The 23891-nt window shown below is 59.0% G+C and carries 21 protein-coding genes, 2 tRNA genes and 2 pseudogenes; 8 read left to right on the forward strand and 17 right to left on the reverse strand.

The features are described 5' to 3' along the window. From GVL50_RS29060 to GVL50_RS17840, 5 genes and pseudogenes are all read left to right on the forward strand, one after another. Positions 1 to 118, forward strand: a pseudogene (locus GVL50_RS29060) (IS110 family transposase); the annotation flags it as partial. A gap of 96 nt (positions 119 to 214) precedes the next feature. Next, the gene (locus GVL50_RS17825; protein ID WP_159814604.1) at positions 215 to 826 is read left to right on the forward strand and encodes a flavin reductase family protein; all 612 of its coding nucleotides are present in this window, start codon (positions 215 to 217) and stop codon (positions 824 to 826) included. Positions 827 to 918: 92 nt separating this feature from the next. Next, on the forward strand, positions 919 to 1479 hold the full coding sequence (locus GVL50_RS17830) for a DUF2975 domain-containing protein (RefSeq protein ID WP_159814605.1): 561 nt from the start codon (positions 919 to 921) through the stop codon (positions 1477 to 1479). Between the two features lie 7 nt (positions 1480 to 1486). Then, positions 1487 to 1708, forward strand: a complete 222-nt coding sequence (locus tag GVL50_RS17835) for a helix-turn-helix transcriptional regulator (protein ID WP_053123815.1) — start codon at positions 1487 to 1489, stop codon at positions 1706 to 1708. A gap of 80 nt (positions 1709 to 1788) precedes the next feature. Further along, on the forward strand, positions 1789 to 2421 hold the full coding sequence (locus GVL50_RS17840; RefSeq protein WP_159814606.1) for a LysE family translocator: 633 nt from the start codon (positions 1789 to 1791) through the stop codon (positions 2419 to 2421). Between the two features lie 23 nt (positions 2422 to 2444). Here GVL50_RS17840 and GVL50_RS17845 read toward each other — a convergent pair. Next, positions 2445 to 2615: pseudogene (locus GVL50_RS17845) on the reverse strand (type II toxin-antitoxin system HigA family antitoxin); the annotation flags it as partial. 151 nt (positions 2616 to 2766) lie between these two features. Next, positions 2767 to 4599: a gamma-glutamyltransferase gene (ggt, locus tag GVL50_RS17850; RefSeq protein ID WP_159814607.1), complete on the reverse strand. Its 1833-nt coding sequence runs from the start codon at positions 4597 to 4599 to the stop codon at positions 2767 to 2769. 267 nt (positions 4600 to 4866) lie between these two features. On the opposite strand from ggt, the gene GVL50_RS17855 reads away from it, so the two are divergent. Then, a complete protein-coding gene (locus GVL50_RS17855) occupies positions 4867 to 5967 on the forward strand; it encodes a DUF2817 domain-containing protein (RefSeq protein ID WP_159814608.1) in 1101 nt (366 codons plus the stop codon). A 98-nt stretch (positions 5968 to 6065) separates the two neighbouring features. Here the strand turns inward: GVL50_RS17855 and GVL50_RS17860 are convergent. The 6 genes from GVL50_RS17860 to GVL50_RS17885 all read right to left on the reverse strand — a co-directional run bounded on the left by GVL50_RS17860 (position 6066) and on the right by GVL50_RS17885 (position 11677). After that, a tRNA-Met gene (locus GVL50_RS17860) sits at positions 6066 to 6142 on the reverse strand. Positions 6143 to 6227: 85 nt separating this feature from the next. Then, a complete protein-coding gene (locus tag GVL50_RS17865) occupies positions 6228 to 7682 on the reverse strand; it encodes an amidase (protein WP_159814609.1) in 1455 nt (484 codons plus the stop codon). A gap of 60 nt (positions 7683 to 7742) precedes the next feature. Then, a complete protein-coding gene (locus GVL50_RS17870) occupies positions 7743 to 8789 on the reverse strand; it encodes an extracellular solute-binding protein (protein WP_159814610.1) in 1047 nt (348 codons plus the stop codon). 27 nt (positions 8790 to 8816) lie between these two features. Further along, positions 8817 to 9623, reverse strand: coding sequence for an ABC transporter permease (locus GVL50_RS17875; RefSeq protein ID WP_159814611.1), 807 nt, complete (start codon positions 9621 to 9623; stop codon positions 8817 to 8819). Next, positions 9623 to 10543 carry an ABC transporter permease gene (locus GVL50_RS17880; protein ID WP_053123801.1) on the reverse strand — a complete coding sequence of 307 codons (921 nt, stop codon included), beginning with the start codon at positions 10541 to 10543 and terminating at the stop codon, positions 9623 to 9625. Before GVL50_RS17880 ends, GVL50_RS17875 begins: the two co-directional genes overlap by 1 nt. Positions 10544 to 10558: 15 nt before the next feature. Then, a complete protein-coding gene (locus tag GVL50_RS17885) occupies positions 10559 to 11677 on the reverse strand; it encodes an ABC transporter ATP-binding protein (RefSeq protein ID WP_159814612.1) in 1119 nt (372 codons plus the stop codon). 228 nt (positions 11678 to 11905) lie between these two features. Between GVL50_RS17885 and GVL50_RS17890 the strand changes: the two genes are divergently transcribed. Further along, positions 11906 to 12808, forward strand: a complete 903-nt coding sequence (locus GVL50_RS17890; protein WP_159814613.1) for a LysR substrate-binding domain-containing protein — start codon at positions 11906 to 11908, stop codon at positions 12806 to 12808. Here the strand turns inward: GVL50_RS17890 and GVL50_RS17895 are convergent. Further along, a complete protein-coding gene (locus GVL50_RS17895) occupies positions 12801 to 14996 on the reverse strand; it encodes a methyl-accepting chemotaxis protein (RefSeq protein WP_371926010.1) in 2196 nt (731 codons plus the stop codon). The genes GVL50_RS17890 and GVL50_RS17895 overlap by 8 nt on opposite strands. Before the next feature lie 294 nt (positions 14997 to 15290). Here GVL50_RS17895 and GVL50_RS17900 point away from each other — a divergent pair, with 294 nt between their 5' ends. Continuing rightward, a complete protein-coding gene (locus GVL50_RS17900) occupies positions 15291 to 16508 on the forward strand; it encodes an MFS transporter (RefSeq protein WP_053123775.1) in 1218 nt (405 codons plus the stop codon). A 183-nt stretch (positions 16509 to 16691) separates the two neighbouring features. Here GVL50_RS17900 and ychF read toward each other — a convergent pair whose 3' ends face one another. The 8 genes from ychF to GVL50_RS17940 all read right to left on the reverse strand — a co-directional run bounded on the left by ychF (position 16692) and on the right by GVL50_RS17940 (position 23611). Then, on the reverse strand, positions 16692 to 17792 hold the full coding sequence (gene ychF, locus GVL50_RS17905; protein WP_053123773.1) for a redox-regulated ATPase YchF: 1101 nt from the start codon (positions 17790 to 17792) through the stop codon (positions 16692 to 16694). Positions 17793 to 17814: 22 nt separating this feature from the next. Continuing rightward, positions 17815 to 18399, reverse strand: a complete 585-nt coding sequence (pth, locus tag GVL50_RS17910) for an aminoacyl-tRNA hydrolase (protein ID WP_008079560.1) — start codon at positions 18397 to 18399, stop codon at positions 17815 to 17817. A gap of 171 nt (positions 18400 to 18570) precedes the next feature. Next, entirely contained in the window at positions 18571 to 19170 is a 600-nt protein-coding gene (locus GVL50_RS17915; RefSeq protein WP_053123771.1) for a 50S ribosomal protein L25/general stress protein Ctc, read from the reverse strand. A gap of 142 nt (positions 19171 to 19312) precedes the next feature. Further along, positions 19313 to 20254: a ribose-phosphate pyrophosphokinase gene (locus GVL50_RS17920; protein ID WP_003171603.1), complete on the reverse strand. Its 942-nt coding sequence runs from the start codon at positions 20252 to 20254 to the stop codon at positions 19313 to 19315. A 45-nt stretch (positions 20255 to 20299) separates the two neighbouring features. After that, positions 20300 to 20374 (reverse strand) — tRNA-Gln (locus GVL50_RS17925). 36 nt (positions 20375 to 20410) lie between these two features. Further along, complete coding sequence (gene ispE, locus GVL50_RS17930) at positions 20411 to 21262, reverse strand: 4-(cytidine 5'-diphospho)-2-C-methyl-D-erythritol kinase (protein ID WP_159814615.1); 852 nt, start codon at positions 21260 to 21262, stop codon at positions 20411 to 20413. A gap of 3 nt (positions 21263 to 21265) precedes the next feature. Continuing rightward, positions 21266 to 21883 carry a lipoprotein insertase outer membrane protein LolB gene (gene lolB / locus GVL50_RS17935; RefSeq protein ID WP_053123767.1) on the reverse strand — a complete coding sequence of 206 codons (618 nt, stop codon included), beginning with the start codon at positions 21881 to 21883 and terminating at the stop codon, positions 21266 to 21268. Between the two features lie 3 nt (positions 21884 to 21886). Next, positions 21887 to 23611: a tetratricopeptide repeat protein gene (locus tag GVL50_RS17940; protein WP_159814616.1), complete on the reverse strand. Its 1725-nt coding sequence runs from the start codon at positions 23609 to 23611 to the stop codon at positions 21887 to 21889. Between the last annotated feature and the right edge of the window lie 280 nt (positions 23612 to 23891).

Here is a 23891-nt window from a genome sequence, read left to right on the forward strand (position 1 = left end):
TCATCGAAACAAGGGCAAGGCCACCACTGAAGCGCTGGTGATTTTGTCACGTAAACTCGCGCGTATTGCATACGCGCTGCTGAAGAGCGAGAAAGCATACGTCAGCAAAACTGCCTAAAAAACGTTGTTCGCAACCATAGAATCTCCCACAGGTTCTGTGTTTCTTCAGTGGCGGCGCTACAATCGGCTCCTTTTCTCCCCGGAGCAGATCCCCATGAGCGCCGACCATCGCCGCCCGGTTCCCCTCAACAAAGCCTACCGTTTGCTCAACCACGGGCCGACCGTATTGGTCAGCGCCGCCCACAACGGCCAGCGCAATATCATGGCTGCCGCCTGGGCAATGCCGCTGGATTTCGAACCGCCGAAAGTCGCCGTCGTACTCGACAAATCGACCTGGACGCGACAGTTGCTCGAAGCCTCGGGCACCTTCGTCCTCAACGTACCGTGTGCGCAACAGGCCGACATCGTGCAAACCGTCGGTAACACTTCCGGTCTGGACATCGTTGGCGATCAGGGGCGCGATAAATTCGAAGCGTATGGCCTGCAAACCTTCGCCGGAGATCTTGTTGAGGCGCCTCTGTTCGACGGCTGCGTCGCTTGGCTTGAATGTCGTTTGTTGCCGGAGCCGCACAATCATCAGCAGTACGATCTGTTCCTCGCCGAGGTGATTGCCGCGCACGCCGATGCGCGCGTGTTTAGCGAAGGGCGCTGGCATTTCGACGGCCACGATTCGTTGCGCACACTGCACCACGTGGCGGGCGGGCATTTCCTCACTATTGGCGATGCGCTGGATGGCAAAGTGCTGGAGGCTAAACCATCGGAGTGAAACAAAAATTAACGTTTTACAGTAATTAATTATTGTTTTGCGATAATTTAATCGTCTATGGTTTGTCTCACATTCAATCTGTGAGGCAACCCATGACTTCTGTTTCTCTCGCGCAATTCAGCCGCCGTATGGCCACGATTACATTGCTGCTGATCATCCTGATGCTGGTGCTCAACGCTGCGGTCTGGCTGTTCCCGACGTTGGCCAGCAAGGATGGTTTGGGGCTTGGGTTCGCACTGAGCGATCGCCAGCTCTCGGACATGACCAGTGCCGCCGCAGTGTTTCCGTGGTGGCAAACATTGGGCGCGATCGTGCTGTCGAGTATTCCTCTGATTGCACTGGCGTTTGGATTGAGGGCGCTGCGTCGTCTGTTCCAGTGCTACGCCACGGGTGAGTATTTTTCCGCCGAAGCCGCCGGTCATCTGGGCAAAGTCGGGCGCGCCGTGGCGCTCTGGGTGCTGCTGGATTTTCTATGCGAACCGATGCTCAGCTTGTGGATTACGCAAAATGCGCCCGTGGGTGAGCGAATGGTGACTTTGAGCGTCACAGCGTCCACCTTCGTCGCGTTGTTCATGGCCGGCTGTATTTCGATCATTGCGCGTATCCTGTCGCAGGCCAGCGAAGTGGATTCCGAAAACCGTACTTTTATTTGAGATCGCTATGTCTATCGTGATTCAACTGGACGTGATGCTCGCCCTGCGCAAGGTCAAATCCAAGGATCTGGCCGCCGCCATCGGCATCACCGAAGCCAATCTGTCTTTGCTCAAACAGGGCAAGGTCAAAGGTTTGCGTCTGGCGACCCTGGACGCCATTTGTGAATACCTCAACTGCCAACCCGGCGACTTGCTGATCCGCGTGCCGGAGGGCGAACCGGCTGTTTAAAAGCACTGCCCAACCCATGGCAAAACGCGGCGGGATGTTGCAAGGTGTGGGCATTGTCGAATCAATCAGGCACATGCCCCATGGATATCTCTGCCGTGAGCTACCTCGCTCCATTGCTGTCGCTGGCGCTGTTGTGGACAGTCGCCGTGGTCACGCCGGGGCCGAACTTCTTCAACATCGCGCAACTGGCCGTCAGCCGTTCGCGACGCCATGGCGTCGTTGCCGCACTCGGCGTGGCCAGCGGCACGGTACTGTGGGGACTGGCCGGCGGCTTGGGCATCCAGTCATTGTTCAGCGCTGCGCCGACGCTGTACCTCAGTTTCAAGATCGCCGGTGGCTGCTACCTGATCTACCTCGGCCTCAAGCAATTCAAACGCAAGGCTGCCATCGCGCCGGGCACCGTGGACGCGTCGCAGCAAACACTGCGCGGCGCCTATGCCCGAGGCTTTCTCGGCAACATGACCAATCCAAAATCGGCACTGTTCGTCGCCACCATCTTCGCTACCGCAATGCCGGCACACATACCGCCGTTATTGCTGGCGCTGGCGGTACTGACCATGGCCACGCTGTCGTTCAGTTGGTATTGCAGCGTCGCACTGTTCTTCGCCAGCCGCCGGGTGGCGAGTGTTTACGAACGCTCGCGTAAGTGGCTGGATCGACTGGCAGGTGGTTGCTACTTGCTGTTTGGCGCGCATTTGGTGTCGAGTCGTTGAGCGCATTGGGTGTATCTGTCTCAGGGCAAGTCGAGAGGAAAATGCTTCGCTTCGTAGGCTTCGATCAAGGTGATCAATACCTCGAAGTAATCCCCTTCAGGCGTACCAGGTACAGGTTCATTGTCGAAAAGTGCGGAAACGTTTTTGAGCGCCGCACGGTAGTCTTCTTCGGTGTGGATCGGACGGATGTTCATGGGGAAAACTCCATTTCAACGAACGGACTCACTCTACCTCTGCGTACAATTTTCAGGGATAGGAAAAGGCGACATGACATTGCCGAAGCTTCCGAGCCCGCATAAAAAAGGCCTACCTCCCAGTAAGCCTTTTCCGTCTTTCATGTAAGCTTCAATCCCCCAACGCTTCCCCTTCACGCCGTGGATCCGCACCACCTTCCAGCGTTGCATTCCCATGCTCATCCTTGACCCGAACAATCGCTTGGGTGCCGCTGGTCATGTCGATTTCATTCACCGCATGCCCTTTGTCTTTCAACGCCTGAATCAGCGTCGGGCTGAATTGGCCCTGTTCCAGTTCGGTCGGGCCGTTGCGGCTGCCGAAGTTGGGCAGGCTGATGGCGCTTTGTGGGTCGAGGTTCCAGTCGAGCAGGCCGATGGTGGTTTTTGCCACGTATTCGATGATCTGCGAGCCGCCCGGTGAGCCGACGCTGGCGAGTAATTCGCCGCTGTTGCGATCGAAGATCAAGGTCGGTGCCATCGACGAGCGTGGGCGTTTGCCGGGCTCGACGCGGTTGGCGACTTTTTGGCCGTTCTCTTCGGGGATAAAGGAGAAGTCGGTCATCTGGTTGTTGAGCAGAAAACCCTGAACCATCAGGTGCGAACCGAACGCCGCTTCGATGGTGGTGGTCATCGATACGGCGCCGCCGAGGTCATCCACCGCGACCACTTGCGAGGTCGAGATGCGCAGTGGCGAACGATCAGGCGCATAGGCCACCTGCACGCCCGGTGGTGTGCCGGGTTGGGCGGTGCCCATGCTGCGCTCGCCGATCAGACTGGCGCGATTGGCCAGATAACCCGGGTCGACCAGGCCTTTCACTGGTACCGGAACGAAGTCGGTATCGGCGACATATTGCGCACGATCGGCGTAGGCCAGACGTTCAGCTTCGGCGATCAGGTGCACCGCTTGTGGCGCGGGTTCGATGCCGGCGGGTTTGTCGGTTTTCACTGGTTTTAGTGGCGTGAGCGACAAGCGCGGATCGCGGGTTTCCAGCGCCTGCAAGGTGCCGAGAATCTGCGCCACGGCGATGCCGCCCGACGACGGTGGCGGCATGCCGCAGACTTGCCAGCGCTTGTAATCGGTGCACAGCGGCGCGCGTTCTTTGGCTTGATAGTGCTGAAGGTCGTGCAGCGACAGGCTGCCCGGGTTGGCGTGGCCCTGAACCTTAGCGACGATTTCTTCAGCGATCGGGCCTTTGTACAGCGCGTCGGCGCCTTCGTTGGCGATGCGTTTGAGCACGCCGGCCAACGCTGGATTCTGCAAGCGCGTGCCGACCGCTTTGACGCTGCCATCGGCATTGAGGAAATACGCGGCCATGTCCGGCGAGTTGCGGATCACCGGATCAGATTCCAGCAGCGAATGCAGGCGCGGGGAAATGGCGAAACCTTGTTCAGCGAGTTTGATCGCCGGTTCAAACAGCTTGGCCCATGGCAGGCGACCGTGTTGTTTATGCGCCATTTCCAGAGCGCGCAAAACGCCAGGAGTGCCAACGGAGCGGCCGCCAATTTGCGCCTGGGGAAACGACATCGGTTTACCGTCAGGGCGCAGAAAGAGTTTCTCGGTTGCGCCGGCCGGCGCGGTTTCGCGACCGTCATAGGTGCGCACCTGTTTACCGTCCCACAGCACGATCATCGCGCCGCCACCGATCCCGGAAGATTGCGGCTCAACCAGCGTCAGCACAGCCTGCATCGCAATCGCCGCATCAATCGCCGAACCGCCCTGACGCAACATCTCGCGACCGGCCTCGGCAGCCAGTGGATTGGCAGCGGCGGCCATGTGTTTGCTGGCGTGACGGGTTTGCAGATCGGTGCGGAAACCCGACGCGGCTTCCGGTGCCAACGGCATGACCGAGGAGGGCGGGGCATTGCACGCGGTGAGGGTCAGGGCGCTGATGATCAGCGTCAGGGCAGGCAGGCGAAAGCGGCTCAAGGGCAAGGCTGAAAACACGCGGGCTCTCCGTCCGTGGATTAAAAGTCTGAGGGACTCTATCGACCGGTCGGTCGAGACGCAAACCGATGGGCATTTTTGTCTTTCTTTTCAGGGCGGATGTTCGCTAGGGTCGACCTCAACTGATGGACCATAACGACTCCCTGTAGGAGTGAGCCTGCTCGCGATAGCGTCATCACATTCAACATCATTGCTGACTGATCCAGCGCTATCGCGAGCAGGCTCACTCCTACAGTTGAAAGGCATAAAAATCACAAGAGGCCAAGCATGCACAGCGAGTTTCCCACCGAGTCCAGTTACCGCATTCAACGCGAACAGTTTCTCGCCGCCGCCAATGCCGCCGGGGCGTCAATCACCTCCTACGCACATCCGCGCTGTGGCCCGTTTGGCGAGCCGTTGAGCACCGACGTCGCCGTGCTCGGTAACCCGCAGGCAGAAAAACGTCTGGTGGCGCTCAGCGGTACCCACGGCGTGGAGGGCTATTACGGTTCCGACTGCCAAATCGATTGGCTGAAAGCATTCGCACCCGGCTCGCTGCCCAAGGATGTCGCGGTGATCATGGTTCACCTGATCAACCCGTGGGGCACCGCGTGGTTGCGTCGAGTCAACGAAGACAACATCGACCTTAACCGCAATCATCTGGATTTCACCGAAGCGTTGCCGGATAACCGCGCTTACGCGGCATTACACGATATCTACGCCTGCACCGACCTGAATGGCCCCGAGCGTCAACGCGCCGATGCCTTGCTCGATGCGCAGATCAACGCACACGGCTGGCCGGCGGTGATGTCGATTGTCGAGGGTGGTCAACACAGTCATCCGGATGGATTGTTCTTTGGCGGTCGCGCGCCGAGCTGGTCGAATCGCACGTTGCATCAAATCATCGAAGCGCATCTGGCTGGCGCGGACACCGTGATGTGTTTCGACCTGCACACCGGCGCTGGCGAATACGGTCATCCGATGTTGCTGACGATCACCCAAGCGCCGTACCCGGCACTCCCCAAGGCTCAGTCGATTTACGGGCCATGGCTTTACACGCTGCACACCGGCGCCGACACCCTGAGCGAAACCGGCGTCGCCGCGACCGCCACCGGTTACACCTCGCAGGCATTGCTCGATGCCTTGCCGGACGTGCAATTGATGCCGTTCGTGATCGAGTGCGGCACCTATTCCGGCGCGGATGTGCATCGGTATTTACGTGACGACCATTGGCTGCATTTACACGGTGATCCGCTGGATGCAACGGGGAGGGTGATCAAACTGAATCTGCTGGAACAGTTCTACCCGGCCGATCCCGACTGGCGGGCGATGGTGGGTTTGCGTACCCGGCAAATCTGGGCGAAAGGGTTGGCGGCACTGGCAGGCTGAAACGCTGGAGGAGGGGAGAAATCCCCTCAACATAAAACCGGCGCTTTTCTCGAGGCATAAAAAAACGGCCTACCTTTCGGTAAGCCGTTTTTAGTACTTGGTGGCTACACAGGGACTTGAACCCCGGACCCCAGCATTATGAATGCTATGCTCTAACCAACTGAGCTATGTAGCCAAGTGGCGCGCATTATTCCCCTGAAATGGAAAAGCGTCAAGCGTAAATTTAAAATTTTTTCTACGCTTTCAACCGTTTATCAAAATCACTGGCTCAGCAGCGGCGAAGGGCAGCGTTGGAACCAGCGGCTGGCCTGTTCATACGCGTGCGCCAATTGCAGAACAGCGAAGTCTGCCTGGTGCTTGCCGATGATCTGCAGCCCCATCGGCAAACCCTGCGCATTGAATCCAGCCTGAACGCTCGCCACCGGGCAACCCGACAACGTGCCGGGGATCACCACTTCCATCCAGCGATGATAAGTGTCCATGCTCACGCCATCGATCGACGTCGGCCACGGCTGGGTCTTGTCGAACGGAAACACCTGAGCGCTCGGCAACAACAGGTAGTCGTATTTTTCGAATAACTTCGAGATCGCTCGATACCAATCACTGCGCACCGCCGAGGCGGTAAACACTTCGCTGGCGGAAAGCTGCAAACCGTTTTCCACTTCCCAGATCGCTTCCGGTTTCAACAGCGCACGCTTTTGCGGATCGGCGTAAGTCGCGCCCAACGAACCGGCGACCATCCAGTGGCGCAACGTGCGCCAACTGCTCCACAAGCGCTCAGGCGCGAAACCCGGATCCGCTGCCTCGACGTGGCAGCCAATGCTTTCGAAGTCGGCGAAGGTCTTCTTGCACAGCGACAGCACGCCGTTCTCCATTGGCAGATAACCGTTGAAGTCACCCAGCCAGCCCAGGCGTGTGCCTGTGAAATAACGATCCAGCGGCGCCGCAAACGCCTCACCGGATTCGGCGATGGACAGCGGCGCTCGCGCATCGGCGCCGGCCTGCACTGACAGCAGCAACGCCGCGTCACGCACGCTGCGCGCCATCGGGCCTTCGTAACCGAGTTGATCGATAAACAGATCGGCACTGTCATCAAACGGCACACGACCCTGCGACGGACGGAAGCCGAAGATGTTGTTGAACGCCGCCGGATTGCGCAGCGAGCCCATCATGTCGCTGCCATCGGCCACGGGCACCAGATGCATCGCCAGCGCCGCGCCAGCGCCACCGCTGCTGCCGCCGGCGGTTTTGCTCGGGTCATACGCGCAACCGGTGGCGCCGAACAATGGGTTGTAGCTTTGCGAGCCGAGGCCGAATTCCGGTGTGTTGGTCTTGCCGATGATGATCGCGCCGGCGTTCTTGATCCGCTCGACCATGATGCCGTCGCGCTCGGGCACGAAATCCTTGTACAGCGGCGAACCCATGGTGGTGCGAATGCCACGGGTCAGCGACAGATCCTTGATCGCGTGCGGCAGGCCGTGCATCCAGCCATGGTATTCGCCGCGCAGCAGTTCAGCGTCGCGCTGATCGGCCTGAGCCAGCAGATCTTCAGGCGCTTGCAGGCTGATCAACGCATTGACTTTGGGGTTGAAGCGTTCGATGTGCGCGAGATAGGTCTGCATCACTTCGCGGCAGGAAACCTGGCGCAGGCGAATGCGCTCGGCGAGCTCATGGGCCTGCAACAGGACCAGTTCGCTGATGTTATTAGAATTCATTGCAAGCAGCCTTCAAGACGACTGGAAAAACGCCCCGGCCTCGCGCCGGGGCGGCAGGGATCAACGCATCAGGTTGGTCCAGAGACGGTCGGCCAGACGGATCGAGCCTTCGCCGCAGGTCTTGCTGAACACCACTTTGGTGCCTTGCGGAATGTGCAGCTCGGGCGCGTCCTTGAGCGAGGCATCGAGGAACGGTTCGACGCCTTTGATCGGGCTCTGATGCTTGAGGAAGTTCTGTGTCATCGCCGCATTTTCAGGCTGGCTGAGGAACGCAATGAACGCCTTGGCATTCGCTGGATTCTTGCTGCCGGTCGGAATGACCATGTTGTCGACCCACGCCAGCACGCCTTCTTTCGGGTACAGATATTTCAGCGTCGGTTTCATTTCGCGGGCGCGCATCGACGAGCCGCCCCAGAACATCGACATGTCGATTTCACCCGAAGCGAGGTTTTCGCGGATCGAACCGGCCTTCGAGCTGTAGGTTTTCACGTACGGTTTCTGCGCCTTGAGCAGCGTCAGAATCTGCTGCATCTGCTTCGGATCTTCGGTGCACAACGGGATGTCGAGGTAGAGGCTGGCCATGTCCACCGCGTCGCTGACCGCGTCGAACATGTTGATCCGGCCTTGCAGCTCGGCCGGCGGCTCATACAAGACTTTGTAGCTGTCGGCCGGGCCGCTGTAGCGCGCGGTGTCGAGCACGACGCTGGTGGTGCCCCAAATGAACGGCACCGAATACGCGCCCTCGGGATCCCAGCTTGGTTTTTTCAGATTGTCGGCGACGTTGGCGTAATACGCTTCTTTGACCGGGTCGAAGCGCTCCAGGAGTTTTTCCTGAATCAGGATCGGCACGAATTGATGCGACGGAATCGCCACGTCATAACCGGCGCCGCCCTGTTTCAGTTTCGCCAGCAGCGTCTCGTTTGAGTCATAGGAATCGACGGTGACTTCGATGCCGGTCTGCTTCTGGAACTTGGCGAGAATCTCCGGCGAAAAGTAGCCGCTCCAGCTCACCACGTTGAGTTTCTCGGCGGCCTGAACACTGCCCGTCATCGCCAGCGGCACAGTCAGAAACAACGAAGTGCCAACGCTTTTTATCCACTTGCTCATGCTATTTCCCCACAGGTCGTAGAAGGTTCAGGCGTTCTTTTTGCCCAACAGGTAAGAGAGGCTGACGAACAGCACCGAGACGCCAAGGATCAGCGTCGAGACGGCGTTGACGTCGGGTGTCACACCCATGCGCAGCAGGCCGAAGATGAAGATCGGCAGGGTGGTGGTGCCGGCCTGCGAGACCATCATCGAGATCACGAAGTTATCCAGCGAGACGATGAAGGCCAGCATCAATCCGGAGAAAATCCCCGGCATCAGCAGCGGCAGCGTGACCTTGCGAAAGGTGCGCCACGGGCCGGCGTAGAGATCGGCCGAGGCTTGCTCCAGCGACAGATCCATATCGTTCAGACGTGCACGAATCGGCAGGTAGGCGAAAGGGATGCAGAACACCGTGTGCGCGATGATCAGGTTGCCGTAACCCAGCGACAGGCCGATGGTCGAGAACAGCGCCAGCGTTGCCACGCCGACGACGATTTCTGGCAACACCAGCGGCAACATGATCGCGCCCATCGACAGTTGCAGGCCCTTGAACTTGGCCCCGCGCGAGGTACCGAGCGCGGCGAGGGTGGCAATCGCCGTGGCGATCATGCTGGCGCACACCGCGATCAACAAACTGTTGCTGGCGGCCTGGCGCAAGGCCTGATTGGCGAACGCGGCGCGGTACCAGTCGAGGCTGAAACCGGTCCACACCGTCGCCGACTGATTGGCGTTGAACGAGAACACCACCAGCACCACGATCGGCGCATAGAGGTACAGATAGAACAGAAAACTGAAGCCGCCGAACCCGGGAAAGTCCTGCACGCCCAGCCCTTTGCGTTTGAATAAAGCGAGCATCACGCACCTCCTTTGGCGATGCGCTGACGCTCGGCGCGCAGGGCATACACGGTCAGCACCAACATCACTGCGGCCATCAGCACCAGCGACAGCGCCGCGCCGAATGGCCAGTTACGCGAGTCACTGAACTGGCGGAAGATCAGGTTGCCGAGCATCATTCGCGTGCCGCCGCCGAGCAGTTCCGGGGCAATCATCGCGCCCAGGCACGGTACGAAGGTGAGGATGGCGCCGGCGAGAATCCCCGGTTTGGCGATCGGCAGCACCACTTTGCGTAAGGTGCGCACGCGGCCGGCGTAGAGATCCTGCGCAGCTTCGAGCAGGCGAATGTCCATTTTTTCCAGCGTCGCGTAGATCGGCAAAACCACGAACGGCGCGTAGGTGTAAACCAGCCCCAGCAGCACCGCGCCGTCGGTGTACAACAACTGCAATGGTTCATGGATCACGCCCATGCCCATCAGGCTGTTGTTGATTACGCCGGTATTACGCAGCAGCAAAATCCACGCGTAGGTACGGATCAGCAGGTTGGCCCAGAACGGCACGGTGATCAGAAAAATCAGCAAGCCGCGCCGATGCGCCGGCTGCATCGCCAGCCACACGGCGACCGGAAAACCGATCAGCAGGGTGATGATCGTGGTCAGCCCGGCAATGCCGATCGAGCGCAGGGCGATGAGCAGATAGGAGTCGGTAAACGCCAGGCTGTCATCCATTTGCCGCTCGAACAGCAACGAGGTGTAAGCCTCACTGCTGAAGACTTTATTGACCCCGCCGTAGGGGTTGGCTTCCATCAGCGAATAGCCGATGACAATCAGAATCGGCACCACCAGAAACAGGCAGATGGCGGTCAGCGCCGGGCTGACACCGAGAAAACTCTGGAAGGCCTTGCGACGTTCCAGCGTGTTGGCAATCGGTAAGGCGTGCATGGCAATTTCTCCGGCTCAATCGTGCAGGACGCTGGCGCTACCACGGTCAAACAGCAGACCGGCCTGGGAGCCGACGGCGAAACGCAGGCTCTGGTCGACGCAATTGGGCGTGCGCACGGTGAGACGCGAACCGTCGCTGAGGCTGACCTGATATTGCAGGTCGGTGCCGAGGTAGATCTGCGCGTCGATCCGGCACGGCAAGGCAGCCTCGGTAGTGGCCGGCACCAGATGCAGGCGCTCGGGGCGAACCGACAGCGTTACGCTGGCGCCAACCTGCACGTCATCGCACGCTTGCGCCGGCAGCGGATGACCGGCCGGCCCGGCGAACCACGCCTGACCGTCTTCCACACGAGTCACGGTGCCTTCGATGAAATTGGTTTCGCCGATGAAGTCAGCGACGAAGCGATTGCGCGGACGTTCGTAAATCTCTTCCGGCCGCCCGACCTGCTGCACTTCACCTTCAGAGAGCACGGCGATGCGGTCGGACATGGTCAGTGCTTCTTCCTGGTCGTGGGTGACGAAGATGAAGGTGATGCCGGTTTTCGCCTGAATGGTTTTCAGCTCTTCGCGCATGGCCTGACGCAGCTTGAGATCGAGTGCCGAGAGCGGCTCATCAAGCAGCAACACTTTTGGATGCGGCGCTAAAGCACGAGCGAGGGCGACACGTTGTTGCTGGCCGCCAGACAGTTGCGCCGGTTTGCGATTGGCGAAGCGCTCCATCTGCACCAGCGCGAGCATCTCGCGGACACGTTCGCTGATTTGCGCCTTGGTGAGGACTTTACCCATCGGGTGCGATTCGAGGCCGAAGGCCAGGTTTTCAGCGATGGTCATGTGCGGGAACAGCGCGTAATGCTGAAACACCGTGTTGACCGGCCGCTCGAAGGGTGGACGATCGGCGATGTTTTCGCCGTAGAGAAGAATCTCGCCTTCGGTGGGAAATTCGAAACCGGCGATCATCCGCAGCAGCGTGGTTTTGCCACAGCCGGACGGGCCGAGAAGGGTGAAGAATTCGTTGTCGCGGATATCCAGATCAATGCTTTTCAGCGCCACTGGACCGGTGTGCGGATCACCGTATACCTTGCGCACCGAGCGGATTGAGACCGCCAGTGTTTGCAGCGAATGCAGGGCATTCATGCGTTACCTCCGATTCCCCCATCGCCTGCGACTTGCTCTCAAAAAGCATTGCCGTCGGGCCATGGATATTATTTTTTTGGGCAGGATCGAGATTGCGTTCGGGTGTAATAACCAGCTGTTTTTTTGTTCTGCTGTGGCTCGATTATCAGCCAGGGGTTGCGCGGGGCGACACTTCAATTTAAACATGGCAGCTGTTAGTTAATTTAATAGCCAAAGGTGCCAGGAATCATGCCCGACCACCGATTGCCGCCGCTGAATGCGGTGCGTGCGTTTGATGCCGCCGCGCGTTTGGGCAGCTACGTCGAAGCCTCGAAAGCGCTGCACGTGACCCAGCCTGCGATAGGCCGGCACGTGAAATTGCTCGAAGACTGGTTGGGCATTCAATTGTTCGAACGCACCTCGCGCGGGGTCAACCTGACCCCGGCGGGCGAGAAATACCACCGCAAGATCAGCGCCGCGTTGCAGTTGATCATCGAGGCCGGCAAGGAAGCGCAGCCCAAAGACGCCGAACGCTGGCTGCGGATCATGGTGGTGCCGGGGTTCGCCAAGCGCTGGTTGATGCCACGGATCGAAGCAATGCGGCACCTGCGGCCAGGGCTGAAATTCGCCATCGAACCCAACTCGACCTTCACCGAAGTGGACGGCAAGAGTGCCGATCTGGGCATCGTCTACGGCCTCGACGGGGAGTACGCCGATTCGCGGGAAGCGCTGATTTGCCCTCGGGTGTTTCCGATTTGCACGCCGGAGTATCTGGCGAGCATCGATCCTATCGACAGCCCGAGAGATCTGATCAAGCACGAGCTGATTCACGTCGATGACGGTGAGTGGTGGAACCTGTGGTTCGCCGCCCATGACCTCGATATCCACCTCAAATCCGACCTGCTGTACGTCAACAACGATCACGCCTTGTCAGTGGCCGAAAGCGGGCAGGGCATTGCGCTGGCCAACGAAGTGCTGGTGCGCCATGAACTGGCCAGCGGCAAACTGGTACGCGCGATTGATGATGAGGTGAAGCTGGAAAGTTACCGGGTGCTGACCGCGTCCGCCGAACTCTCGGCGGACGCCGTGTGGTTTATCCACTGGCTGAAAACCGAGCTGGAAAAGGACTTCCCGCAAGCGGTGATCAGTTGAGACGAAAGCGCGCCGTGTTCTCGCTCAGTGCCTGGCTGCCGAGGCGTAGGGTGTCTGCCGCGAGGTTCACCGCTCGCGCGCCTTCGAGCAAACGCACCGCAGCTTGATCGACCTGCTGGATATTGCCGCTGACTTCATCGGCGGTGCACGCCTGTTCCTCCACCGCCGTGGCGATTTGCGCGAGGGTGTCGGTGACACTTTGCACGGCACTGGCGATTTCGCCCAACCGTTCGCCAAGCCCGGTGACTGACTCGGCATCGGTTTGCGCCTGGCCGCAGGCAGCTTCCATCAAACTCACGGCTTCGTTGACCGTTGCGCGCAGGCTGTCGACCGTTCCGGCGATCTGCGCGGTGGATGATTGCGTGCGTTGCGACAGGCTGCGCACCTCGTCCGCCACGACGGCAAAACCGCGACCCTGTTCACCGGCGCGCGCGGCTTCAATCGCCGCATTGAGCGCCAACAGGTTGGTCTGTTCGGCCACCCCGCGAATGGTGTCGACCACCAATTGAATCTGCTGGCCTTGCTCGCTGACCCGACCGAGCGCCGCTGCGGTGTCGTTCAAACGCTGATTGAGCTGTTGAATACTCGCGGTGGTGCGCTGACTGTCGCGGCTGCTGTCGGCAGCGATGCGTTGGGTGTGCTGAGCGCTGCCGGAAGCCTGTTCGCAACTCTGCGCCACGCCTTGCGAGGTCGCGGCCAATTGCGTGGCCGCAGTGGCGATCTGGCTGATCTGCAACTGCTGCGCTTCGACTTCGCCGAGGGCACCGCTGGAGTGATCGTTGAGGCTGCGCACCGCGTCGCTCAATTGCGAGGTCTCGTGATCGACTCCGAGCATACTGCTGCGCAGTTGCACCACCGCGACGTTGAGCGCGGTGCTGATCGCCGCCAGTTCATCGCGACCCTCCACCGGCACTTGCAGGCTGAGGTTGCCGTCGCGCAGGGCTTCCGCGAGCAAGGTAATGCCGCTGGCGCTGCGACGAATCGAAGCTTGCAGGCAGATGAACAGGTACAGCGCGGCCAGTAGCAGGCAACCGAACACGGCGGCGACGATGATGAACTGACGGATCGCTGAACCGTGGTAGGCATCGAGTCGTTGATCCAGCGAGACCAACGATTGCTGGCGCAGGGCGGCGAGGTCGCTTAACAAGGCGTCGAGGCTGCGTTCAAAGTCTTCCGGTTTGAGATTGATGCTGCCGCCAAACACGCCGTCGTCCAGCACCTTCAGGCCGCTGTCGAGGTGTTTGAGGCTCTCGTGGTATTGGTTGGCCCAGCTCTGCTGATCTTTCGGCAGGCGTGCTTCCAGCAGCGTGGCGGTTTTCACCAATTGCTCGCGAGCATCACCGATACGGCTGCGCAGATCGCGCAACTGCAAACGGCTTTGCAGGGTGAACTGGCCCGAAACTACTGAGGCCTGGCCGACGGCAGCGAGGCGACCGACGCGTTCAATCAAGTCCGGCGCGTGTTGCGTGGAGATTTGCGTCAGCAGGTAGGTTTCCAGCCATGGCGCGAGGGTCAGGCGGTTGTCCATGACGATCTGCTCGCGCAACGCTTGCAGGGCGCTCAGGGCGTTGGTGAAACGGTCATAACCGTCCGGCCACCAACCGACGCCGCTGAGGCTTTTTGAATCCAGTCCATTGAGTGCGGTTTGCAGCGTTTGATAGCGGCTGAGTGTTTCACCTTCCGCGCCTTCGTTTTTCAGGGCATTGCCCAGATCCGTGGTGGCTTGCACAACCGCCGGTTGCACCGCGTCGAACGCGCCCATGGCGGCGAGGGTGGCCGGTGTCGGCTGGCGATTGGTTTCGGTGGCGCGCCAACGGGCGGCGCGGTCGCGTTGGGCGGCGAGCAGGTTGTCCAGCGCATCCAGCGCGAGCAACTGGCGCACGCCGGCACGTTCGCCGGCAATCAGATTGAGCTTGTCGCGATAGTCCTGGCCGATCATCAACAGGCTGCCGGCCAACGGCAAAATGAACAGCAGAAACAACAACTGGAATTTACCCGCGAAGCCAAACCGCCCCAGCAATTTGATCCCCGGTGAAAGGAAAGCCTGCATGCCCCATGACTCCTCTGGACACCACGCACCATCGGCGTGCATCGCGGTCGTTCGACGTTGATGTTGTGCCCTGCTAAAAGGCCTCGAAAGTTCACTCTCACCCGCTCTGTAGGCAGGTTCTGTAGCGAAACTTCCCATTGTCGATCACCTTTGTAAGGCGACCGCGTTCAGGGGCAGTAGCAAGGCAAGATTCAGACCATGGCGTTGCGCTATCACCTAAATCCCGTCCCCTGTAGGAGCTGCCGAAGGCTGCGATCTTTTGATGTTGTTTTTTAAAAGATCAAAAGATCGCAGCCTTCGGCGCTCCTACACGATTGGGTGATTCAGGTCAGGGTGGTTAGTTAGCTGGCTAAGGGGATGGCGCTGACGCACTGAAAAATGGCACATTGACGCACCTGCCTGCGTGCACCCATCTGCTGTCCGGAAACTTCCATGGCTATCAGCAACGTTCAGACCGCCGCTGCCTCGGCGCCCGCTGCCCCCCAAAGCAGTCCATTGGTGATGCGAATTATCGGCGCGGTGGCGCTGGCGCATCTGATCAACGACCTGATCCAGTCGGTCTTGCCGTCGATCTACCCGATGCTCAAGGCCAATTACGGCCTGACCTTTACCCAGGTCGGCCTGATCACGCTGACCTTCCAACTGACCGCGTCGCTGTTGCAGCCGTGGGTCGGTTATCACACCGATCGGCATCCGAAACCGTGGCTGTTGCCGGCCGGTTCGATCTGCACATTGATCGGCATCGTGATGATGTCGATGGTCGGCAGTTTTCCGTTGATACTGCTGGCGGCGGCGCTAATCGGTATCGGTTCCTCGACGTTCCACCCCGAGGCCTCGCGGATTGCGCGGCTGGCTTCCGGTGGACGCTTTGGTCTGGCGCAATCGACCTTTCAGGTCGGTGGTAACGCCGGTTCCGCATTTGGCCCATTGCTGGCGGCGGCGATCATCATTCCGTTCGGTCAGGCCAACGTCGCGTGGTTCGGTTTGTTCGCGGTGTTTGCGCTGTTCGTTCTGTACCGCATCAGCCGCTGGTACGCGCACCACTTGAACCTGTTCAAACTCAAGGCAGGTCAGGCCGCGACTCACGGACTGTCGAAGGGCCGGGTGACCAGTGCGCTGGTGGTATTGGGGCTGTTGGTGTTCTCCAAGTATTTCTACATGGCCAGCCTCACCAGCTACTTCACCTTCTACTTGATCGAGAAGTTTGACCTGTCGGTGGCGAGTTCGCAGTTGCACCTGTTCCTGTTTCTCGGTGCGGTAGCGGCGGGCACCTTCTTCGGCGGGCCGATTGGCGACAAGATCGGCCGTAAGGCGGTGATCTGGTTCTCGATCCTCGGCGTGGCACCGTTCACGCTGCTGATGCCCCACGTTGATCTGTTCTGGACGACTGTCCTGAGCGTGGTGATCGGCTTCATTCTGGCCTCGGCGTTCTCGGCGATTGTGGTGTACGCGCAGGAACTGGTGCCGGGCAACGTCGGGATGATTGCCGGGGTGTTCTTCGGTTTGATGTTTGGTTTCGGCGGGATAGGCGCGGCGCTGCTCGGGCATCTGGCGGATATTCACGGGATTGAGTACGTGTATTACCTGTGCTCGTTCCTGCCGCTGTTTGGCGTGTTGGCGATCTTCTTGCCGCGTACCAAAAAGGCCTGATCCCACACAAATCCAACTGTGGGAGCGGGCTTGCTCGCGAATGCTGGGTATCAGCTACACATGTACTGGCTGACACGACGCCTTCGCGAGCAAGCCCGCTCCCACAGGGGAATTGCGTACAACGATAAATCTCAGGCACAAAAAAGCCGCGTATCAAACGCGGCTTTTTCTTGGGCGTAACGCTTACACGTTAAAGCGGAAGTGCATCACGTCGCCGTCTTTGACGATGTAATCCTTGCCTTCCAGACGCCATTTACCGGCTTCTTTGGTGCCGGCTTCGCCCTTGTACTGGATGAAGTCGTTGTAGGCGATGACTTCGGCGCGGATGAAGCCTTTCTCGAAGTCGGTGTGGATCACGCCGGCAGCCTGAGGTGCGGTCGCACCGACTTTGACGGTCCAGGCGCGGACTTCTTCGACACCGGCGGTGAAGTAGGTCTGCAGGTGCAGCATTTCGTAGCCAGCGCGGATCACGCGGTTCAGGCCAGGCTCTTCCAGGCCCAGGGCCTCGAGGAACATGTCCTTCTCTTCGCCGTCATCGAGCTCGGCGATTTCCGCTTCGATCTTGTTGCAGACCGGAACGACCATGGCGCCTTCTTCTTCGGCGATGGCGCGAACCACGTCGAGGTGCGGGTTGTTCTCGAAACCGTCTTCAGCGACGTTGGCGATGTACATGACCGGTTTGGTGGTCAGCAGGTGGAAGCCCTTGATCACTGCCTTTTCGTCAGCGTTCATGTTCTTCATCAGGCTGCGCGCAGGCTTGGCTTCGGTGAAGTGCGCGATCAGTTGCTCAAGCAGGCCTTTCTGAACCACGGCGTCCTTGTCACCACCCTTGGCGTTACGCGCGACTTTCTGCAGTTGCTTCTCGCAGCTGTCGAGGTCGGCGAAGATCAGTTCCAGGTCGATGATTTCGATGTCGCGCTTCGGGTCAACGCTGTTGGAAACGTGGATCACGTTCTCGTCTTCGAAGCAGCGCACGACGTGAGCGATCGCGTCGGTCTCGCGGATGTTGGCGAGGAACTTGTTGCCCAGGCCTTCACCTTTCGAGGCGCCGGCAACCAGGCCTGCGATGTCGACGAATTCCATGGTGGTCGGCAGGATGCGCTTTGGATTGACGATGGCCGCCAGAGCGTCCAGACGCGGATCCGGCATCGGCACGATGCCGCTGTTCGGCTCGATGGTGCAGAAGGGGAAGTTTTCGGCCGCGATACCGGATTTGGTCAGGGCGTTGAACAGGGTGGACTTGCCGACGTTAGGCAGGCCGACGATGCCGCAATTGAATCCCATGGTGTTTCCCCTCGGAGTAGAGTCAGGCCTTCTGGCTGTGCAGGTTTTTCATCGCACGGTTCCATTCACCGGCGAGGATATCCGGCAGCACGCCGAGGGCAAAGTCGATGCTGGCATCGAGTTTTTCCTGTTCGGCGCGTGGCGCACGACCCAGGACGAAATTTGAAACCATACTGGCGACGCCCGGGTGGCCAATGCCAAGCCGCAGGCGGTAGAACGTATTCTGATTGCCCAGTTGCGCAATGATGTCGCGCAACCCGTTGTGACCGCCATGGCCGCCGCCCTGCTTGAGCTTGGCAACGCCCGGAGGCAAGTCGAGTTCGTCATGCGCCACGAGGATTTCTTCAGGCTTGATGCGGAAGAAACCGGCGAGTGCCGCCACGGCCTGGCCGCTGCGGTTCATGTAGGTGGTGGGAATCAGCAGACGAACATCCTGACCCTGATGCGAATAGCGCCCGGTCAGGCCGAAATATTTGCGATCGGCCACAAGATTCACATTCTGTGCGTGGGCGATGCGCTCAACAAAAAGGGCCCCTGCGTTATGCCGGGTCTGGTCGTATTCGGCGCCTGGATTTCCCAGGCCAACGATCAGTTTGATGGCAGTCACGATAGGGGCCCTTCCTTTGAGTGGTGAGTAACATCGCCGCGATCAGGGAAAGCGGCGAAAGTGGACGAAAAATGCTCATTTACCATGGATGTAAACTCCGCGTTCTCGCCCGCTTTCTCGCTACGTTCCAGTCCGCGATGTTACTTGCTCACTCAGGCATGACAGAGTGAATTACTCTGCTGCGCCTTCTTCAGCTTCTGGAGCAACGCGTGGAGCGTGTACGTTTGCAACAGCTTTGTCGTCGCCGTGAGCCAGTGCAACGAACTCAACGCCTTTAGGGGCTTTGAGGTCGGACAGGTGAACGATTGCGCCGATTTCCAGAGCCGACAGGTCGACTTCGATGAACTCAGGCAGATCTTTCGGCAGGCAGGAAACTTCGATTTCGTTCAGGACGTGCGAGATCTCGCCGCCTTTCTTGGTCGGAGCTTCTTCACCAACAAAGTGCACAGGCACGATAGCGGTCAGTTTCTGGCCAGCTACGACGCGTACGAAGTCAGCGTGCAGAACGTGACCCTTGGACGGGTGACGTTGCAGAGCCTTGATGATGACGTTCTGCTTTTTGCCGCCAACGTTCAGTTCGATAACGTGGCTGTAGGCAGCATCGTTTTCGAGCAGTTTGGCAACTTCTTTGGCCAGCATGCTGATGGATTCAGGGGCTTTTTCGCCACCGTAAACAACAGCTGGAACCAGAGCGGCGAGACGACGCAGGCGGCGGCTCGCACCTTTCCCCAGGTCGGAACGCAGTTCAGCATTCAGAGTAAAATCGTTCATTGTGTATCTCCAATATAGCCATGACCGGGTTGACGTTTGCGACCAGCGCCAAACACGGTATGGGCAAAAAAGCCCCGCCCCGGCAGGAATGCCGGGGCGGGGCGCTTTTCGTCAACGAGACATTTCGAGAAGGGCAGGGCCCTTAACGGAACATCGCGCTGATCGATTCTTCATTGCTGATGCGGCGAACCGCTTCGGCAACAACCGGTGCGATATCCAGTTGACGGATACGTGCACAGGCTTGTGCTGCAGCGGACAGCGGGATGGTGTTAGTCACCACCAGCTCGTCCAGCACGGAATTTTCGATATTCTCGATGGCCCGACCCGACAGCACAGGGTGTGTGCAGTAGGCAAAGACCTTGGCTGCGCCATGCTCTTTCAGGGCCTTGGCCGCGTGGCACAGAGTGCCGGCGGTATCGACCATGTCATCGACCAGAATACAGGTACGCCCTTCGACATCACCGATGATATGCATCACTTCAGAGTGATTGGCTTTCTCACGGCGTTTGTCGATGATCCCGAGATCCACGCCCAGGGATTTGGCAACAGCACGTGCACGCACGACGCCACCAATGTCCGGGGACACAATCATCAGGTTTTCGAAGCGCTGATCTTCAATGTCATCCACCAGAACCGGGGAGCCGTAGATGTTATCTACCGGAATATCGAAGAAACCCTGAATCTGGTCAGCATGCAGATCAACCGTGAGAACACGGTCGATGCCGACTACGGTAAGCATGTCAGCAACGACTTTCGCGCTGATAGCCACACGTGCGGAACGCGGACGGCGATCCTGACGGGCATAACCAAAATAAGGAATAACAGCAGTGATACGAGTAGCCGAGGAGCGGCGGAAGGCGTCAGCCATCACTACCAGTTCCATCAGGTTATCGTTGGTCGGAGCGCAAGTCGGCTGAATAATGAAAACGTCTTTACCGCGAACGTTTTCATTGATCTCGGCTGTAATTTCGCCGTCGGAAAACTTACCGACAGAGATGTCACCGAGAGGGATATGCAGCTGACGTACAACACGCCGAGCCAGATCGGGGTTAGCGTTCCCCGTAAAGACCATCATCTTGGACACGCGCAGTACCTAGAGGCTGAGGGTAACCTGGATGAGTATAGAAAATGGCAGGGGCGGCTGGATTCGAACCAACGCATGGCAGGATCAAAACCTGCTGCCTTACCGCTTGGCGACGCCCCTGTATCTGTTGCATCAAGTGCCGTGCACTTGGTTCCTTTAGAGCAGACTTTGCAGCTTGCGATGCAACATCGAAACGTTGCTTCCTTTCGCTACAAACCCTGTAAGGGTCTCTGTCAGAAGGGCCGAGACTTTATCAGCTTCAGCTTTGCTTGGGAAGCCCCCAAACACACAACTTCCAGTTCCGGTGAGCTTTGCTTCGGTAAATTTACCTAACAAATCCAATGCGTTATGTACCTCTGGATAACGCCTTGCAACCACCGGCAAGCAGTCATTTCGACTGTTTCCCTCGGGAACGGGGCGCACTTTAATGGGCGGCGTGTTACGTGTCAACAAAGGATCGGAAAAAATTTCTGCCGTACTTACAGAGACTTGCGGTACGAGCACCAGATACCACGGTTCTTCGGGATCGACCGGGGTGAGTTTCTCGCCCACGCCCTCGGCAAAAGCCGCGTGACCACGGACGAAAACCGGCACGTCGGCGCCAAGCGTCAGACCCAGTGCCGCCAGGCGATCTTCATCCCAGCCCAGCTGCCACAAGTGATTCAGACCGAGCAAGGTGGTCGCTGCGTTTGAGCTGCCGCCACCGATGCCGCCGCCCATGGGCAGAATTTTGTCGATCCAGATGTCGATACCCAGCGTACAACCCGATTGTTGCTGAAGCATTTTGGCTGCGCGCACGATCAGATTGCTGTCATGCGGCACGCCGGCAAATTCGGTGTGCAACTGAATCACGCCGTCATCGCGCACGGCAAAAGTGATTTCATCGCCGTAGTCGACAAACTGAAACAGCGTCTGCAACTCGTGATAACCGTCTTCACGGCGACCAAGGATGTGCAGCATCAGATTGAGTTTGGCCGGCGAGGGCAGGGTCAGACGTGCAGCGGTCATGCGTTATTGCCCCAACTTGCGCGGTTGCCAGGTCTTGATCACCAGCGTGACGTCGAGGTCGGTGCCGTGCAGCTTGATGCGCTCGGGCAACCAGTAACCGTTTTGTTCGGTGTACGCGGTGTACTCAACTTTCCAGCCGTCCTGTTCCAGGCTGGCCAGACGGCTGTCGGCGTCCAGATTCAGGCGACTTTTAGTGTCCGGAGCCGGCAGGCCACGCACCCACCAGGCCAGATTCGACACCGGCAACTTCCAGCCCAGTTGCTCTTCGAGCAGGGCTTCCGGCGATTGCGATTCGTAGCGACCCTGATTGGCGACTTCCAGCGACACCTTGCCCGGGCGTCCGGTCAGGCGTGCAGCGCCACGACCCAACGGGCCGGACAGACGAATGTCGTAGTAATCCTGTCGTTGCAGCCAGAACAACGTGCCGCTACCGGAATCTTTCGGTGCGCGGATGCCGATCTTGCCGTCGATCTGCCAGCCATCGAGGCCGGTCAGTTGCTGTTTGTTCGCCGCCCATTGAGCCGGGCTGCCGTGGCCCTCGACCGATTCGCGAGTACCAAAACCCGAACAACCAGCGAGGAGGGCGATGAAGCTGAAAACAATAACGTGGCGCAAAAACATGAGTTAAAGAGTCTCGGATCCGGTCAGGCGCTTGATGGTGCTGCGCAGAATGGTGCTGTCGGGCTGATCCTTGAGGAATTTGCCCCAGATTTGTTTGGCTTCACGCTGGTTGCCCTTGGCCCACAACACTTCGCCCAGATGCGCGGCGACTTCGTGATCCGGGAAACGCTCCAGCGCCTGACGCAGATATTTCTCGGCGTCGTCCAGATTGCCCAAGCGGTAATTCACCCAGCCGAGGCTGTCGAGTACGGCCGGGTCTTCCGGATTGATCTGGTGCGCCTGCTCGATCAGCGTCTTCGCTTCAGCGTAGCGAGTCGTGCGGTCGGAGAGGGTGTAACCCAGCGCATTCAGCGCCATCGCGTTGTCCGGATCACGCTTGATGATCAGGCGCAGGTCTTTTTCCATCTGCCCGAGATCATTGCGTTTTTCCGCGAGCATCGCCCGGGTGTAGAGCAGATTCAGGTCGTCCGGGTATTGCAGCAACGCTTGCTGCAAGACTTTCCAGGCCTTGTCGTCCTGTTTATTGGCCGACAGGGTTTCCGCTTCAATCAGGTACAACTGGATCGCGTAATCCGGTTCTTCGTCACGCTGCGCCGCCAGTTTGCTTTGCGCTTCAGCGGTTTTGCCGTTGTTCATCAGAATATCGGCCTGACGCAACTGCGCCGGCAGATAGTCGTTGCCCGGGCCGACCTGGGCGTACTCGATCAGCGCGCCTTGCGGATCGTTACGCTCTTCGGCGATGCGACCGAGGTTCAGGTGGGCTGAATCGACGTGGCTTTCGCGGGCGATCAGGTCTTCCAGGTAACCCTTGGCCTCGTCCCAGGCCTTGGCTTCGAGGCACACCAGCGCCAGCGAGTAACGCAGTTCGTCGTCTTCCGGGTATTGCTGAACGAGGCTGGAGAATTCGACTTTGGCGTCGTCCATCCGGTCTTGCTCGACCAGCATGCGCGCGTAAGTCAGGCGCAGGCGTTTGTCGTCCGGGTATTTCTTGATGTTTTTTCGCAGCAGCGGCAGCGCTTCGTCGCCACGGTTCATCACTTGCAGCAAGCGTGCGCGCAACAGAATCGGGGCGATTTCGCCTTCTTCCGGCGGATGGTCTTCGAGCAGGGTCAGGGCCGCTTTATTGTCGCCGTCTTGTTGCAACAGCAGGGCTTTGCCGAAAATCAGCTGACTGTTGTTTGGGTGGCGCTGCAATAAACGGTCAAAACTTTTCATCAGACCGTTGCGGGTTTCTTGATCAGTGTCAGCCGCCGACAGGGCGAGGAAGTCGAAATGGGTGTCGCCCTTGCCCTGCAGGACTTTCTCCATATAGACCATCGAGTCGTCGTAACGCCCGGCGCGCGCCAGTTGCACGGCGGCGGCGCGTTGCGCTTCGAGGTCTTCCGGAGCGTTTTTCGCCCAGATCAGCGCGGTATCGAGGGCCGGTTGATCGGCGCCCAGATATTCGGCGATGCGGAACGCACGCTCGGAAACGCCCGGATCTTGCGTATTGATCGCCTGGGTCACGTAGTTATCCAGCGCAATATCGAAGCGATTGCGCTGGCCGGCGAGTTCGGCGCTCAACAGGCTGAAGACGGTTTCCTCGCTGAACGAGCTGTAAACCTTGGGCTTTTCAGGCGCGGGCGTGGTGTCTTCGACCGGCGGCGTACCGTCCGGCGACACGGGTGCCAAGGCCTGGCAGCCGCTGAGGAAGACAAAAGCGAGGAGCAACGCGGAAGATCTATTCATATAGGAAGAGGACGACTAACCTGCGGTCGGATCATCATGACACAAGCCTTCGGCCAAACATAACCGCTCAGGCAATTTACGGCTTATCGCCCTGTAGGAGCTGCCGCAGGCTGCGATCTTTTGACGTTGTTTGAGACGCGGAGCGTCCCGGGCTGCATTCCCACGCCGAGCGTGGGAACGATCAATCAAAAGATCGCAGCCTGCGGCAGCTCCTGCAAGGAGCCAAATTGTGCCCATTATAGGGACTGACCATTGGGACAATAGTCAGCGGTAGTTGTTC

It is taken from the genome of Pseudomonas sp. 18058, from assembly GCF_902706155.1.
Classification (GTDB): domain Bacteria; phylum Pseudomonadota; class Gammaproteobacteria; order Pseudomonadales; family Pseudomonadaceae; genus Aquipseudomonas; species Aquipseudomonas rustica.

What these genes read in the sequence shown, in the direction of transcription:
- GVL50_RS17825 (WP_159814604.1), top strand. Translation starts at nt 215, where the DNA reads ATGAGCGCCGACCATCGCCGCCCGGTTCCCCTCAACAAAGCCTACCGT.
- GVL50_RS17830 (WP_159814605.1), top strand. Translation starts at nt 919, where the DNA reads ATGACTTCTGTTTCTCTCGCGCAATTCAGCCGCCGTATGGCCACGATT.
- GVL50_RS17835 (WP_053123815.1), top strand. Translation starts at nt 1,487, where the DNA reads ATGTCTATCGTGATTCAACTGGACGTGATGCTCGCCCTGCGCAAGGTC.
- GVL50_RS17840 (WP_159814606.1), top strand. Translation starts at nt 1,789, where the DNA reads ATGGATATCTCTGCCGTGAGCTACCTCGCTCCATTGCTGTCGCTGGCG.
- GVL50_RS17855 (WP_159814608.1), top strand. Translation starts at nt 4,867, where the DNA reads ATGCACAGCGAGTTTCCCACCGAGTCCAGTTACCGCATTCAACGCGAA.
- GVL50_RS17865 (WP_159814609.1), bottom strand. Translation starts at nt 7,682, where the DNA reads ATGAATTCTAATAACATCAGCGAACTGGTCCTGTTGCAGGCCCATGAG.
- GVL50_RS17870 (WP_159814610.1), bottom strand. Translation starts at nt 8,789, where the DNA reads ATGAGCAAGTGGATAAAAAGCGTTGGCACTTCGTTGTTTCTGACTGTG.
- GVL50_RS17875 (WP_159814611.1), bottom strand. Translation starts at nt 9,623, where the DNA reads ATGCTCGCTTTATTCAAACGCAAAGGGCTGGGCGTGCAGGACTTTCCC.
- GVL50_RS17880 (WP_053123801.1), bottom strand. Translation starts at nt 10,543, where the DNA reads ATGCACGCCTTACCGATTGCCAACACGCTGGAACGTCGCAAGGCCTTC.
- GVL50_RS17885 (WP_159814612.1), bottom strand. Translation starts at nt 11,677, where the DNA reads ATGAATGCCCTGCATTCGCTGCAAACACTGGCGGTCTCAATCCGCTCG.
- GVL50_RS17890 (WP_159814613.1), top strand. Translation starts at nt 11,906, where the DNA reads ATGCCCGACCACCGATTGCCGCCGCTGAATGCGGTGCGTGCGTTTGAT.
- GVL50_RS17895 (WP_371926010.1), bottom strand. Translation starts at nt 14,996, where the DNA reads ATGGGAAGTTTCGCTACAGAACCTGCCTACAGAGCGGGTGAGAGTGAA.
- GVL50_RS17900 (WP_053123775.1), top strand. Translation starts at nt 15,291, where the DNA reads ATGGCTATCAGCAACGTTCAGACCGCCGCTGCCTCGGCGCCCGCTGCC.
- ychF (WP_053123773.1), bottom strand. Translation starts at nt 17,792, where the DNA reads ATGGGATTCAATTGCGGCATCGTCGGCCTGCCTAACGTCGGCAAGTCC.
- GVL50_RS17915 (WP_053123771.1), bottom strand. Translation starts at nt 19,170, where the DNA reads ATGAACGATTTTACTCTGAATGCTGAACTGCGTTCCGACCTGGGGAAA.
- ispE (WP_159814615.1), bottom strand. Translation starts at nt 21,262, where the DNA reads ATGACCGCTGCACGTCTGACCCTGCCCTCGCCGGCCAAACTCAATCTG.
- lolB (WP_053123767.1), bottom strand. Translation starts at nt 21,883, where the DNA reads ATGTTTTTGCGCCACGTTATTGTTTTCAGCTTCATCGCCCTCCTCGCT.
- GVL50_RS17940 (WP_159814616.1), bottom strand. Translation starts at nt 23,611, where the DNA reads ATGAATAGATCTTCCGCGTTGCTCCTCGCTTTTGTCTTCCTCAGCGGC.